The organism is Mycobacterium sp. 852002-50816_SCH5313054-b, from assembly GCF_001667185.1.
In the GTDB taxonomy this organism is placed as follows: Bacteria; Actinomycetota; Actinomycetes; order Mycobacteriales; family Mycobacteriaceae; genus Mycobacterium.
The window spans coordinates 12,166-26,113 of the sequence record NZ_LZIC01000019.1 but is presented as its reverse complement, the minus strand read 5'-3'; the positions used below and the strand labels follow the sequence as shown (position 1 = coordinate 26,113).

At 69.3% G+C, this 13,948-nt stretch carries 16 protein-coding genes; 12 read left to right on the top strand and 4 right to left on the bottom strand.

Going from position 1 to position 13,948, the window contains the following annotated elements; all coding sequences use genetic code 11:
• Positions 1-10: 10 nt before the first annotated feature.
• Positions 11-1,063, bottom strand: a complete 1,053-nt coding sequence (locus A5787_RS02470; RefSeq protein WP_066961086.1) for a DUF2332 domain-containing protein — start codon at positions 1,061-1,063, stop codon at positions 11-13.
• Entirely contained in the window at positions 1,060-1,656 is a 597-nt protein-coding gene (mftR, locus tag A5787_RS02465; RefSeq protein ID WP_197506941.1) for a mycofactocin system transcriptional regulator, read from the bottom strand. Before mftR ends, A5787_RS02470 begins: the two co-directional genes overlap by 4 nt.
• Positions 1,657-1,744: 88 nt before the next feature.
• On the opposite strand from mftR, the gene mftA reads away from it, so the two are divergent.
• The 7 genes from mftA (at position 1,745) to mftG (ending at position 8,217) form a co-directional block, all read left to right on the top strand.
• A complete protein-coding gene (mftA, locus tag A5787_RS02460) occupies positions 1,745-1,834 on the top strand; it encodes a mycofactocin precursor MftA (protein ID WP_066907308.1) in 90 nt (29 codons plus the stop codon).
• A 5-nt stretch (positions 1,835-1,839) separates the two neighbouring features.
• Positions 1,840-2,112 (top strand): mycofactocin biosynthesis chaperone MftB, encoded by a 273-nt coding sequence (gene mftB / locus A5787_RS02455; RefSeq protein ID WP_369829074.1) that lies wholly within the window; start codon positions 1,840-1,842, stop codon positions 2,110-2,112.
• Positions 2,109-3,275, top strand: coding sequence for a mycofactocin radical SAM maturase (gene mftC / locus A5787_RS02450; RefSeq protein WP_066961080.1), 1,167 nt, complete (start codon positions 2,109-2,111; stop codon positions 3,273-3,275). The genes mftB and mftC overlap by 4 nt, the downstream gene beginning before the upstream one ends.
• A gap of 2 nt (positions 3,276-3,277) precedes the next feature.
• A complete protein-coding gene (mftD, locus tag A5787_RS02445; protein ID WP_066961076.1) occupies positions 3,278-4,459 on the top strand; it encodes a pre-mycofactocin synthase MftD in 1,182 nt (393 codons plus the stop codon).
• A gap of 179 nt (positions 4,460-4,638) precedes the next feature.
• Entirely contained in the window at positions 4,639-5,370 is a 732-nt protein-coding gene (gene mftE / locus A5787_RS02440) for a mycofactocin biosynthesis peptidyl-dipeptidase MftE (RefSeq protein WP_066961073.1), read from the top strand.
• Complete coding sequence (gene mftF, locus A5787_RS02435) at positions 5,367-6,779, top strand: mycofactocin biosynthesis glycosyltransferase MftF (protein ID WP_066961070.1); 1,413 nt, start codon at positions 5,367-5,369, stop codon at positions 6,777-6,779. Before mftE ends, mftF begins: the two co-directional genes overlap by 4 nt.
• A gap of 16 nt (positions 6,780-6,795) precedes the next feature.
• Positions 6,796-8,217, top strand: a complete 1,422-nt coding sequence (mftG, locus tag A5787_RS02430; RefSeq protein WP_066961067.1) for a mycofactocin system GMC family oxidoreductase MftG — start codon at positions 6,796-6,798, stop codon at positions 8,215-8,217.
• 85 nt (positions 8,218-8,302) lie between these two features.
• On the opposite strand, the gene A5787_RS28580 is transcribed toward mftG, so the two are convergent.
• On the bottom strand, positions 8,303-9,160 hold the full coding sequence (locus tag A5787_RS28580; protein WP_304441136.1) for a PE family protein: 858 nt from the start codon (positions 9,158-9,160) through the stop codon (positions 8,303-8,305).
• A gap of 163 nt (positions 9,161-9,323) precedes the next feature.
• The gene (locus tag A5787_RS02420) at positions 9,324-10,808 is read right to left on the bottom strand and encodes an MFS transporter (protein ID WP_231993780.1); all 1,485 of its coding nucleotides are present in this window, start codon (positions 10,806-10,808) and stop codon (positions 9,324-9,326) included.
• 287 nt (positions 10,809-11,095) lie between these two features.
• Here A5787_RS02420 and A5787_RS02415 point away from each other — a divergent pair, with 287 nt between their 5' ends.
• From A5787_RS02415 to rplW, 5 genes are all read left to right on the top strand, one after another.
• Positions 11,096-11,659 (top strand): TetR/AcrR family transcriptional regulator; helix-turn-helix transcriptional regulator, encoded by a 564-nt coding sequence (locus A5787_RS02415; RefSeq protein ID WP_231993779.1) that lies wholly within the window; start codon positions 11,096-11,098, stop codon positions 11,657-11,659.
• Between the two features lie 345 nt (positions 11,660-12,004).
• Positions 12,005-12,310, top strand: a complete 306-nt coding sequence (rpsJ, locus tag A5787_RS02410) for a 30S ribosomal protein S10 (RefSeq protein ID WP_003873519.1) — start codon at positions 12,005-12,007, stop codon at positions 12,308-12,310.
• Between the two features lie 14 nt (positions 12,311-12,324).
• The gene (gene rplC / locus A5787_RS02405) at positions 12,325-12,978 is read left to right on the top strand and encodes a 50S ribosomal protein L3 (protein WP_066961059.1); all 654 of its coding nucleotides are present in this window, start codon (positions 12,325-12,327) and stop codon (positions 12,976-12,978) included.
• Positions 12,978-13,634, top strand: coding sequence for a 50S ribosomal protein L4 (gene rplD / locus A5787_RS02400; RefSeq protein ID WP_066961056.1), 657 nt, complete (start codon positions 12,978-12,980; stop codon positions 13,632-13,634). The genes rplC and rplD overlap by 1 nt, the downstream gene beginning before the upstream one ends.
• Positions 13,634-13,936 carry a 50S ribosomal protein L23 gene (gene rplW / locus A5787_RS02395; protein ID WP_066961053.1) on the top strand — a complete coding sequence of 101 codons (303 nt, stop codon included), beginning with the start codon at positions 13,634-13,636 and terminating at the stop codon, positions 13,934-13,936. Before rplD ends, rplW begins: the two co-directional genes overlap by 1 nt.
• Positions 13,937-13,948: the final 12 nt, after the last annotated feature.

Genomic DNA, 13,948 nt, shown 5'->3' with positions numbered 1-13,948 from the left:
AAAAAATAACCTACTGCCAGTTCACCGGCGGGCCGTGCGGATGGCACTCGGCGAGGATCGTGAGCTCGCCACCCGGCCAGCGACGGGCCCGCACCAAGAACCGGATCGGCGCGCCGGGCCCGTCCCGCGCGGGTTCGAGGGTGAGGTGGGCGAACGGCGACCGGGCGCCGGCCTGCGCGCCCAGCGCCTCGACCCCGTGCCGGACGGCGGCGCGCTCGTCGTCGGACAGGTACTGCCAGGTGATCGAGTGCCACAGCACGGTCAGCGCGCCGTCGGCGAGGCTGATGCCGGCCACCGCGTCGGCCGCCCTCTGGCGCCGCAGCGCCGCCGGGACGTCGCGGGCGACCGCGATGGCGCCGCGCAGCCGGTCCAACCGGGCGTCCTGGTCGGGCCAGACGTAGCTCAACACGGTCATCTCCCCGTCCGTGCCGGTGACGTCGATCGGGGCGATGTCGTAGCCGTTTCGCTCGACGATCCGGACGGCGCCGTCGGGCGGCAGCGCGCCGCGCCAGGCGTCGTCGATGGTCACCGGCGAGCCGGCCGGTCCCCACCTGCCGCGGTCGTGCCGGTAGTGGTAGTGGTCGGCCCGCATGTTCAGCCCTGCGCTCGACCCGATCTCGAAAAGCCTTACCGGCAAGCCCAATCCGTGATCCAGCCGCAACAGCCCGCCGATGAGCGCGGCGGAGCGGCCCACCTCGTTGGTCTGCGGCGGTTGCTGCAGCGCCGCGCGCAGAAAGTCGGCGTGCCCGGCGGCGGTGCCCAGGACTTCCGGCCAGGCGTCGCGAGCGTCCCACGCGCCGCCGGTGCTCGGGTACCAGCGCCGCAACGCCGCGGCCCGGCCGTCGAGCACCAACCGGTGCAGCCCGCCGAGCAGCCGCAGCGGCACCGCGAGGCGCGACGGGTCGTCCTCGTGGCCGGACAGGATCGCCGCGAACACGCCGCCGGCCTCGACGTCGCCGGCCACCAACTCGAATAGCTCCCCGTACATCGGGGAGCCGGAGCCCGCGCAGAACCGGCCCTGCGACCGCAGCGTGTGCAGCAGGTGCTCGGTGCCTGCGTTCATCGGTCCAGGCTTTCCAGCCCGGCGCCGACGACGTCGAAGGCATCACCGAGCGCGACCGGCAACGGGACGGACTCGTCGGCCAGCCAGTGCTCGTAGGCGCTCAGCGCCACCCCGAGCATCGTCCAGGCGACGGTCCGCGGCAGCGGATCGGTCGTCTTGACGCCCAGCCGGTGCGCCACGAAGCCCGCCATCACCTCGCGCCATCCCGCGTACATCGTCATCGAATAGGCCTGCAGCTCCGCGGTTTCCAGGATGACGCGCATCCGCTGGCGGTGCCGGACCGTCTCGCACTCGTCAAAGGTGTTGAACGCCAGCAGCGCCGCGCGCAGCGCCTCGCCCAGCGGCACGCGCGAGTCGACCGCGTCGAGCAGCTGCCGCAGGTGGGCGAGGTGGGCGTCGAAGTCGCCCCACAGGATGGCGTTCTTGGAGGCGTAATAGCGAAACACCGTGCGGCGGGCGATCCCGGCCGCGTGCGCGACGTCGTCGACGCTCACCTCGGCGAACCCTTGGGCGGCGAACAGGTCGAGGGCGACGTCGGTGATGTGGCCCGGTGTCGTGGAGCGGCGGCGGCCCACCCGCGGCTGCGGCATCATCGGACCCGCCCTTCCATTGCGGCACTCGATGCCATATTGTGTCCAGAACGATCCGTCGTTGTCGAGCCCTCAAGGGAGGAAAATCTACATGGACCACGAAACCGAGACCGCGACCGAGCTCGTCACCGAGACCCTGGTGGAAGAGGTGTCGATCGACGGGATGTGCGGGGTCTACTGATCCGCGTGTTCGACCCCGATCGCGGCTGGCGGTTGCACCCGCAGGTGGCGGTACGGCCGGAGCCGTTCGGCGCGCTGCTGTACCACTTCGGCACCCGCAAGCTGTCCTTTCTGAAGAACCGCACCATCCTCACGGTGGTGCGGTCGCTGGCCGACCATCCCGATGTCCGGTCCGCCTGCCGCGCCGCGGGCGTGGACGACCCCGGGCAGGGGCCCTACCTGCACGCGCTGGGCGTGTTGGCCGATTCACAGATGCTGGTACTTCAGGAGGCGCAATGACGGCGGTCGTACCGCGGCTCATCGAGCAGTTCGAGCGTGGGTTGGACGCGCCCATCTGTCTGACCTGGGAGCTGACCTACGCCTGCAATCTGGCGTGCGTGCACTGCCTTTCGTCATCGGGCAAACGCGATCCACGCGAGTTGTCCACGCGCCAGTGCATGGACATCATCGACGAGCTGGAACGCATGCAGGTGTTCTACGTCAACATCGGCGGTGGGGAACCCACTGTGCGCCCGGACTTTTGGGAGCTGGTCGACTACGCGACCGCGCACCAGGTCGGCGTGAAGTTCTCCACCAACGGCGTCCGGATCACCCCGGAGGTCGCCGCGCGGTTGGCCGCCAGTGACTACGTCGACGTCCAGATCTCGCTCGACGGCGCCACCGCCGAGGTGAACGACGCCGTGCGCGGCGATGGTTCGTTCGCGATGGCGGTGCGCGCGCTGGAGAACCTCGCGGCGGCAGGCTTCTCGGATGCAAAGATCTCCGTCGTCGTGACCCGGCACAACGTCGACCAGCTGGACGAATTCGCGGCGCTGGCAAGCCGTTACGGCGCCACCCTTAGAATCACCCGGCTGCGTCCCTCGGGTCGGGGGGCCGACGTGTGGGAGGAGCTGCATCCCACCGCCGCCCAGCAGGTCCAGCTGTACGACTGGCTGGTCGCCAAGGGGGAGCGGGTGCTCACCGGCGACTCCTTCTTCCATCTGGCGCCGCTCGGCTCGTCCGGCGCCCTGGCCGGCCTGAACATGTGCGGGGCGGGCCGGGTGGTGTGCCTGATCGACCCGGTGGGTGACGTGTACGCCTGCCCGTTCGCCATCCATGACCGATTCCTGGCGGGAAATGTCTTGTCCGACGGTGGATTTGACAACGTCTGGAAGAACGCGCCGCTGTTTCGCGAGCTGCGCGAACCGCAGTCGGCGGGCGCCTGCGGCAGCTGCGGGCACTACGACAGCTGCCGCGGCGGCTGCATGGCGGCCAAATTCTTCACCGGCCTGCCGCTGGACGGCCCGGATCCCGAATGCGTCCAGGGGCACAGCGCCCCGGCGCTGGCCCGCGAGCGGCAGACCCCGCGGCCGCGCGCCGACCACTCCCGGAAGGCGGGCGGGCCGGTGCTCCTGAAACTGTCGCTACCCCCGGCGCGGCCCTGCAACGAAAGCCCGCTATAACCATGGCCGACCAATGGTTCGAAACGGTGGCGATCGCCCAGCAACGCGCGAAGCGGCGGCTACCGAAATCCGTTTACTCGGCGCTGCTCGCGGGCAGCGAAAAGGGAATCACCGTCTCCGACAACATCGCGGCATTTGGTGAACTCGGATTCGCCCCCCACGTCGTCGGCGCGCAGGAAAAGCGCGACTTGTCGACCACCGTTATGGGACAAGATATTTCGATGCCGGTGCTGATTTCGCCGACCGGTGTCCAGGCGGTCGACCCGGATGGTGAGGTAGCGGTCGCGCGGGCCGCGGCGGCGCGGGGCACGGCGATGGGCCTGTCCTCTTTCGCGAGCAAGCCGATCGAGGAAGTCATCGCCGCGAACCCCAAGGTGTTCTTCCAGGTGTACTGGCTGGGCGGGCGCGACGCGATCGCCGAGCGGGTGGAACGCGCGCGCCGGGCCGGCGCGGTCGGGTTGATCGTCACCACCGACTGGTCGTTCTCGCACGGGCGCGACTGGGGCAGCCCGAAGATCCCCGAAGCCATGAACCTGCGGACCGTCCTGCGGCAGTCTCCGGAGGCCGTCTTCAAGCCCCGTTGGCTATGGAAGTACGGCAAGACGCTGCGCCCGCCGGACCTGCGGGTGCCCAATCAGGGTCGCCGCGGCGAGCCCGGCCCGGCGTTCTTCGCCGCCTACGGAGAGTGGATGGGCACCTCGCCGCCGACGTGGGAGGACATCGCCTGGCTGCGCGAGCTGTGGGGTGGGCCCTTCATGCTCAAGGGCGTGATGCGCGTTGATGACGCCAAAAGGGCAGTGGATGCGGGTGTTTCGGCGATCTCGGTGTCGAATCACGGTGGCAACAACCTGGATGGCACGCCGGCGTCGATTCGCGCCCTGCCCGCGGTGGCCGCGGCGGTCGGCGATCAGGTCGAGGTGCTGCTCGACGGTGGCATCCGCCGCGGGAGCGACGTCGTCAAGGCGGTGGCCCTCGGGGCGCGCGCCGTGATGATTGGCCGCGCCTACCTGTGGGGCCTGGCCGCGGCCGGGCAGGCGGGAGTGGAAAACGTCTTCGACATCTTGCGCGGGGGCATCGACTCGGCGCTGATGGGTTTGGGGCACTCGTCGGTCCACGACCTCGGCCCGGACGACATCCTGGTGCCGGCCGGCTTCACCCGGTCGCTCGGGGTGCCGCCCGCATAGTTAAAAATGTTGGCCGGGATTCCTAGGATTTGATCTGGATTTGATCTAATCTCAATCGGCCGTCGCGAAAATTGTGGTGTTCGCGTGGTAACCGTGACGGACGAGTCACCATATTCGACCGCTCGGTGAACAAGCCAGAAAAAAAATATTTTCGAGGGTCAACAATTGGTGCACGCCAGGTGAATTCGTCCTACCATCAGCCAGTGCCCGTACTCGGCGAATTAGGAACGGCGACGTCGAGCCAGCTATTCGGTACCTCGCCGTCAATAATTGTCCCACTGGGGTCGACCGAACAACATGGTCCGCACCTGCCGTTGGACACCGACACCCGCATCGCGGCCGCGGTCGCCCGAGGGGCTCGGGCCCGTCTCGAACAACCGTGGCTGGTCGCGCCGGCCATCGCCTACGGCGCCAGCGGCGAGCACCAAGACTTCGCCGGCACGATCTCGATCGGCACCGAGGCCCTGACGCTGCTCCTGGTGGAGTACGGCAGGTCAGCCACGTGCTGGGCCCCGAGCCTGGTCTTCGTCAACGGCCACGGCGGCAACGTCGGCGCGTTGAGCGCGGCCGTCGGACGGCTGCGCGCCGAAGGAAGAGACGCCGGTTGGTGCCCCTGCGTGGCCTCCGGCGGGGACGCCCACGCCGGTCATACCGAAACATCCGTATTGCTCCATATCTCGCCGACCGAGGTGCTGACCGACCGGTGGCTCGCCGGCAACCGGGCGCCGCTGCCCGAGCTGCTGCCCGCGCTGCGCCGCGGCGGAGTCGCGGCGGTCAGCCCGGTCGGGGTGCTGGGGGACCCGACGACCGCGACCGCCGCCGAGGGCAAGCGCATCTTCGGCGAGATGGTCGACGACTGCGTCCGTCGAGTCGCCCGGTGGTCGCCCGGGCCCGACGGGATGCTCACATGACGGCCACCCGGTTGCCGGACGGATTCGCCGTCCAGGTCGATCGCCGGGTGCGGGTGCTCGGCGACGGCTCGGCCCTGCTGGGCGGGTCACCGACGCGCCTGCTGAAGTTGGCGCCGGCCGCCCAGAGCATGCTCTCCGACGGCCGGCTGAAGGTCCGCGACGACGTCAGCGCGCAGCTGGCCCGCACCCTGCTGGACGCCACGGTGGCCCACCCCCGGCCCGCGGGCGGACCGTCGCACCGCGACGTGACGGTGGTAATCCCGGTGCGCGACAACGTGTCCGGTGTGCGGCGCTTGGTGAGCTCGCTGCGCGGACTGCGCGTCGTGGTGGTCGACGACGGCTCCTTCCCGCCCATCGAGCCCGAGGACTTCATCGGCGCGCACTGCGATGTCGAGGTGCTGCGCCACTCCTACAGCAAGGGTCCGGCGGCGGCACGCAACACCGGGCTGGCCGCCTGCACGACCGACTTCGTCGCCTTCCTGGACTCCGACGTGACGCCGCGCCGGGGTTGGCTGGAGGCCCTGCTCGGTCACTTCTGCGATCCCACCGTCGCCCTGGTCGCGCCTCGCATCGTCGGTTTGTCGCACAGCGAGAACGTGGTGGCGCGCTACGAGGCGGTGCACTCGTCGCTGGACCTGGGGGAGCGCGAGGCCCCGGTGCTGCCCCACAGCACGGTGTCCTACGTCCCCAGCGCGGCCATCATCTGCCGCCGCTCGGCCCTCCGCGACGTGGGCGGGTTCGACGAGACCATGCAGTCCGGCGAGGACGTCGACCTGTGCTGGCGGCTCATCGAAGCGGGGGCCCGCCTGCGCTACGAGCCGATCGCGCAGGTCGCGCACGATCACCGCACCGAATTGCGGGACTGGCTTGCGCGCAAGGCATTCTATGGCGGCTCCGCCGCGCCGCTGTCCGTCCGGCACCCGGACAAGACGGCGCCGGTGGTGATCTCCGGCTGGGCGTTGACGGCCTGGACGCTCATGGCGCTGGGGACCAGCCTCAGCCAGCTGGCCTCGATCGTGGTCGCCCTGGTGACGGGCCGGCGGATCGCCAAGGCGATGCGCAGCGCCGAGACCTCGCTGTGGGATGTCGTGACGATCGCCGCCCGCGGTCTGTGGGCGGCGGCGCTGCAACTGGCGTCGGCGGTCTGCCGGCACTACTGGCCGGTGGCGTTGCTCGCTGCCGTCCTGTCGCGCCACTGCAGACGCGTCGTGCTGGTCGCCGCCGTGATGGACGGCGTGGTGGACTGGCTCCGCCGCCGCGACGCCACCGGCGACGAGGCCGAACCGATCGGGTTGCTGACCTACGTCTTGCTCAAGCGCGTCGACGACCTGGCCTATGGCCTCGGGCTGTGGTGGGGTGTGGCGCGCGAACGCAACGTGCGGGCGCTCAAGCCGCAGATCCGCACCTAGTGGGCCTGAAGCCGCCTTGACCGCGGCCGTCGCGCGCAGCGACGTACTGATCGTCGGCGCCGGCAGCGCCGGATCGGTTGTTGCCGAACGCCTTTCCAGCGATCCGGGCCGCACCGTGACCGTCCTCGAGGCGGGCCCCGGCCTGTCCGATCCGGACTTGCTGGCGTTGACCGCCAACGGGTTGCAACTGCCGATCGGGGTCGGCAGCCCGGTGGCCGAGCGCTACCTGACCCACCTCACCGATCGGCACGATCTCAAGCTTCCGATCGTGCGCGGGAAGACGGTGGGCGGTTCGGGCGCCATCAACGGCGGCTACTTCTGCCGCGCCCTGTCCAGTGACTTCGACCGCGTCCCGCTGCCCGGCTGGACATGGCCCGAGGTGCTCGAGCACTTCCGCGCCATCGAGACCGATCTCGATTTCGGCGGCCCCGCCCACGGCACGACCGGCCCGATCGCCGTGCGCCGGACTCGTGAAATGGCCGGCACCACAGAAAGTTTCATCGCAGCCGCCGAGAGCGCCGGATTTCGTTGGATCGATGATCTCAATGACTCCGGGCCGGAAGCGATTTCGGGCCTGGGTGCGGTTCCGCTGAACATCGTCGATGGCGTGCGCACCGGCTCCGGCGCCGCATATCTCCTACCGGCGCTGGGGCGGCCCAACCTGGCCCTGCTGGAGCGCACCCGGGCGGTGCGGCTGCGTTTCGCCGGGGCGACCGTTGTCGGCGTCGACGCGGTCGGCCCGCACGGCCCGATGGAGCTTGCCGCCGACCGAATAGTGTTGTGCGCCGGGGCGATACAGTCTGCCCACCTGCTGATGCTGTCGGGCATCGGCGACGAGCCGATGCTGCGGGCCGCCGGCGTCCCGGTGGTGACGCCGCTGCCGGTGGGCACGTCGTGCAGCGACCACCCCGAATGGGTGTTGCCGACCAACTGGACCGTGGCACCGCGCCGGCCCGTGGTGGAGGTTGTGCTCGGCACCGCCGACGGGCTCGAGATCAGGCCGTACACGGGCGGGTTCGTCGCGATGACCGGAGACGGGACCGCGGGGCATCCCGACTGGCCGCACATCGGGGTGGCACTCATGCAACCGCGGTCGCGCGGTCGCGTCACGCTGGTCTCCCCGGATCCGGCCGTGCCGCCGCGGATCGAGCACCGCTACGACAGCGAGCCCGACGACGTCGCGGCGCTGCGCCGGGGCAGCGATCTGGCCCGCGAATTGGCCGGCGCCACAACCTCTGTCGGGTCACCGGTGTGGTCAACCTCCCAACACCTCTGCGGCACCGCCCCAATGGGCGGCGTTGTCGACCCGCGCTGCCGGGTGTTGGGCGTCGAAAACCTCTGGGTGATCGACGGTTCCGTCCTGCCGTCGATCACCAGCCGCGGCCCGCACGCGACCATCGTGATGCTCGGGCATCGGGCCGCGGAATTCGTTGCTTAGCAACGCCGCTAACCGAAGTTGACGCGGTCCGCATCGGGCTATCGGCGAGGCGCTGCTGGTGTTGCACGCCGGGTGCCTCGATCGATCAGGCCGAGAAGGGCTCCATCTCGATCGGCACGCCCATCGCCGCCGGTTGCTCTTCATGAGATCCGGCCGCCGCCGGGGAGTAGGCCGGCGTGGCCGGAGAATAATTCGGCGTTGCCGCCGGCGCGGCGCCCAGTGGCGTCGTGATCGGCATCGCCTGCGCGGCGGTGGCGGGGGAGAATACCGGTGTTTCGGCCTCCACGGCCGCGACCGGCGCCGCGGCCACAGGCGAAACCTCCGAGGCTAAGGGTGAAGCCGCCGGCACCGCGGCCGCCGGCGCGCCGGCCGGCGCCAGCACGGTCGGGGCCGCCGGTGCCACGGCCGGCGCCGCCGTCAGCGGTGTGCCGGTCGGGACCATGGAAACCGGTGCGACCGGAGCGGGCGTGACCGCCGACGCAACGGATGCCGCTGGTGCGGCAGGCGCCGCACCGCCCGTCAGGCCCGCCGTTGCCGCCGGCACGCTCGCCGCCGCCGAACCCGCGGATGCCGCGGTGCCCATCAGCGGTTGCGCGGTGGACAGCGCCTGGCCGGGGACATTGCCGCTGACCATGTTCTGGACGGTTTGCAGGGGAGAGGCGTTGGCTGCCTCGGTGAGGGCGTATTGCTCCGCGCCGGCGCTCATCACCTGCACGAACTGCGTGTGGAACGCCTGCGCGGCGGCGCTGAGCGCCTGGTAGATCTGGGCGTGCGCGTCGAACAGGCTCGCGATGCCCGCCGACACCTCGTCGGCGCCCGCGGGCAGCACGCTCGACACCGGACCCAGCGCGGCGGAGTTGGCGTCGCTGACCATGGATCCGATATTCGCCAGATCCATTGCCGCGCCTGCCACGTACTCCGGCGCTGCGATCACATAGGACATTCCGCTCCCCCGGCTAGCCTCGACGCCGTCCGTCTCCCCAACGGACTCCGCCCAACCGATGCTAGTGCCCTCCCCGGGGTCGGCGAGGCGTTTTCAGGTGAACTGGCGGCCGACGCGGCCAATCTGGATCGAGTCGGGGTTTGCGGCTGCCGGCGCGCGAGAATTACCTGGTAGAGACGATCCGGCGCACCAGCCTCAGCTGTTGTCCGTCGCGCCCCGGTGCCCACAATCCGATCAGCACCGCGACGATGGCGACGATCACGGCCATCGTGATGGTCGAAGCGTGCAGTGCGGTCAGGAATGCGGCTTTGCTGAGGTCGGCTAACCGGCCCCCCTGCGGTCCGAGCTTGCCCGCCACCTCGATGGCTTTGGCCAGCGAATCGGTGGCGGGTCCGCGGACCGGGGCCGGAAATTCCGCCAACTTCGGTGCGAGCTCGTGTGAGTAGCGACCGGCTAGGATCGAGCCGGCGACCGCGATCCCCAAGGCTCCGCCCATTTCGCGGGATGTGTCGTTGACCGCGGAGGCAACGCCCTGCTTTTCGTCGGGAACTGCGTTCATGATCGCCGAAGTCGTAGGCGCCGTGCATATTCCGATTCCGGTGGCGAGTATCAACGTCGGCCAGGCGAACTGGGAATACGTCGAATGCAGGCCGAGTTCGTACATGCACGCGAAGCCAACGGCCATGAACAGCGTGCCGACGAACAGCACGAGCCGCAGGCCCAGCTTGGGCACGTACCAGAACGACAGCGCCGAGAAGATGCCCAACGGCACCATGAATGGACCAAAGGCGATCGCCGTCGTAAGCGGTGAGTAACCCATGATTTGCTGGACGTATTGCATGCCGATATAGAAGAACCCGAACGTCGCGCCAAACAGCATGACGATCGCCGCCACCCCGGTCGCGAAATTGGGGTCGGCGAACAACCGGACGTCCAGCAGCGGGTGCCGCCGCCACCGGAACTGGACGACGCCGAACACGACGGCGATGACGGCACCCGCGAGCAGGCCGCCCCAGACCAGCGAATCGGTCCAGCCACGGTCGGGCGCTTCCAGGATCGCGAATACCGCGATCGCGACGGCCCCGGCAATGAGAACCGCACCGAGCCAATCGACGCGGGGAGCGTCGGCTTCGCGCGACGACGCGACGGTGCACCCCAGCGCGAAGATCACCAAACCGGCGACGCCCAGCGACCAGAAGATCGCGTGCCAGTCCCAAAAGCGAAGCAGCAGGCCAGAACCGAGCATGCCGAGGACCCCACCGGAGCCGGCCGTGCCGGCCCAGATGCCGACGGCCTTCATCCGATCCTCTTTCGGGTACGCGACGGTCAGCAGTGACAGCGTCGCGGGCATCACGAAGGCGGCGCCGGCACCGGCCACCGCCCGGCCCGCGATGATCTCCAAGGGGTCATGAAAGATCGCCGGTGCGGCCGAGCCGAGTGCGAAGACCAGCAAACCGGTCAGCAAGGCGCCCCGTCTGCCATAGCGGTCACCTATGGCTCCCGCGGGAAGCAGCAGGCACGCCAGCGCCAAGGTGTAGCCGTCGACGATCCAGGTCAGCTGCGTCTGCGTCGCGGACGTGGCCACCGCGAGGTCCCCCAGCGCGGTGTTCAGCGCCGTCATCGACCCGACGACCAGCCCGACGCCCATGCAGGCGACGGTCAGGGTCCAGGTTCGGGCGCGTGGGCTTCCGCCGATGCGCGCTGTGTCAGTACGCTGATCAAGCCGTACCAGCGTTTCGACCATAGGAAGCGCCTCCTAACGGGGGCGTAGAAGTTTTGAGACCGGTGGTCTCACAAATAGCCGATAATCCCGGAACCCAAACGGAGAGGTGGCTCACAATTACCGGCGCAAGTACCGATCCCCGGCCCGCGCGGTCCCGGGCCCGTTTGCTCGAAGCCGCTGCCGCGCTTCTGCGTTCCGGGGGTCCGAGCGCGGTGACGGTCGATGCGGTCACCCGTACCGCCAACGTAGCGAGGGCGACGCTGTATCGCCACTTCCCGAGCGGAAATGATTTGCTGGCCGCGGCGTTCCACAGCCTGATACCGCCGTCGCCGACGCCACCGGCGGAGGGGACGCTGCGCGATCGGCTGGTCGCGTTGGTGCTGGCTCAGGCCGAAGCCGTGGCACAGGCCCCGGCCCTGCTGACGGCCATGTCGTGGCTGGCCCTGGGCCCGGACCTGGAAGGGTTGCCCGAACCGCGCGACACCCGCGCCGCCGGCGGCTGTTCGATCACCTCGTTGCGCGAACGCATCGCCCAGCAGCACGCCGCGCCGTTCGACGCGGTGTTCGACAGCCCCGAGGCGGCCGCCGAGCTGGGTGAGGTCGACCGATCGCGGGCCATCGCGCTGCTGATCGGGCCCTTGGTGCTGGGCCGCCTGTCCACCCTGCCCGACTTCGACTATCGCGAGTGCGCGCGCGCGGCCGTCGACGGTTTCCTGCATGTTCAGCGCGCGCAGCACAGGGCCAACGCGGCGGCTACCGAATCGGCGGGCGCCTGAGGCGTCGGCGCCGGCCTCGGAATTTTGTCCGCGCCGCGATCTAGGGCATACTGTTCAGGTTGCCTTTCGCCAGGTTCTGCCTGGCTGGGCATACGACCAGCGCCCAAACGGGTGCGTCCGGTCCCATCCTTGGAACGCGACCAATTTTGGCCGCGAAAGAGGCTGCGTAAGGGTGACACACCCGACCGCGGGGACCGGTGGACCACGACAGGTAAACAGCGGCGCAGTACCCGGCGCGACGCTCGACCGGCCCAGCGATTGGGCGGCCGATTCGCGCGCTGGGGGGCACTGAGACATGGATGTAAGCCCGGGTACGGGCTTCAGAGGAGTAAGGGTAGGGAAAGCGTGGCGGGACAGAAGATCCGCATCAGGCTTAAGGCCTACGACCATGAGGCTATCGACGCCTCGGCGCGCAAGATCGTCGAGACCGTCGTCCGCACGGGTGCCAGCGTCGTAGGTCCGGTGCCGCTGCCGACCGAGAAGAACGTGTATTGCGTCATCCGCTCCCCGCATAAGTACAAGGACTCGCGGGAGCACTTCGAGATGCGTACGCACAAGCGGCTGATTGACATCCTCGATCCGACGCCGAAGACCGTCGACGCGCTGATGCGCATCGATCTTCCGGCCAGCGTCGACGTCAACATCCAGTAGGAGCTCCAGGACTCATGGCAAGAAAAGGCATTCTGGGCACCAAGCTGGGCATGACGCAGGTGTTCGACGAGAACAACAGGGTTGTGCCCGTGACGGTGGTCAAGGCCGGCCCCAACGTGGTGACCCGCATCCGCACGCCGGAGCGCGACGGCTACAGCGCCGTGCAGCTGGCGTACGGCGAGATCAGCCCGCGCAAGGTCAACAAGCCGGTGACCGGTCAGTACACCGCGGCGGGCGTCAACCCGCGCCGGTACCTGGCCGAGCTGCGTCTGGAGACCCCGGACGCCGCCGCCGAATACGAGGTCGGCCAGGAGCTGACGGCCGAGATCTTCGCCGACGGCGCCTATGTCGACGTCACCGGCACCTCCAAAGGCAAGGGCTTCGCCGGAACCATGAAGCGGCACGGCTTCCGCGGTCAGGGCGCCAGCCACGGTGCCCAGGCGGTGCACCGCCGGCCGGGCTCCATCGGTGGCTGTGCCACCCCGGCGCGGGTGTTCAAGGGCACCCGGATGGCCGGCCGGATGGGCAACGACCGGGTGACCGTACAAAACCTGGTGGTGCACAAGGTCGATACCGAGAACGGCGTGCTGCTCATCAAGGGCGCGGTCCCCGGGCGCACCGGCGGACTCGTGATGGTCCGCAGCGCGATCAAACGAGGTGAGAAGTAATGGCGGCGCAGAAGATTGACGTAAAGACGCCCGACGGCAAGGTCGACGGCTCCGTGGAGCTGCCCGCCGAACTGTTCGACGTCGAGGCCAACATCGCGCTGATGCACCAGGTGGTCACCGCCCAGCGGGCGGCCGCCCGCCAGGGCACGCACTCGACCAAGACCCGCGGCGAGGTCAGCGGCGGCGGACGCAAGCCGTACCGGCAGAAGGGCACCGGCCGGGCGCGGCAGGGTTCGACGCGGGCGCCGCAGTTCACCGGCGGCGGCGTGGTGCACGGTCCCAAGCCGCGTGACTACAGCCAGCGCACGCCGAAGAAGATGATCGCCGCGGCGTTGCGTGGGGCGCTGTCCGACCGGGCGCGCAACGGGCGCATTCACGCCATCACCGAGTTGGTCGCGGGCCAGGCCCCGTCCACCAAGAGCGCCAAGGCATTTCTGAGCACGCTGACCGATCGCAAGCAGGTGCTGCTGGTCATCGGCCGCACCGACGAGACCGGTGCGAAGAGCGTGCGCAACCTGCCGGGAGTGCACGTGCTGGCACCCGACCAGCTCAACACCTACGACGTGCTGCGCTCCGACGACGTGGTCTTCAGCGTCGAGGCCCTCAACGCCTACATCGCCGCCAACACTAGTTCTGCCGAGGAGGTTTCGGCCTGATGGCGACCATCGCTGACCCCCGCGACATCATCCTGGCGCCGGTCATCTCCGAGAAGTCCTACGGACTCCTCGATGACAACGTGTATACCTTCGTGGTGCACCCCGACTCGAACAAGACGCAGATCAAGATCGCTGTCGAGAAGATCTTCTCCGTCAAGGTCGCGTCGGTGAACACCGCGAACCGGCAGGGCAAGCGCAAGCGCACCCGCACCGGATTCGGCAAGCGCAAGGGCACCAAGCGCGCCATCGTCACCTTGGCGCCGGGCAGCAAGCCGATCGATCTCTTCGGCGCACCGAGCTAGGAAGACCTGATT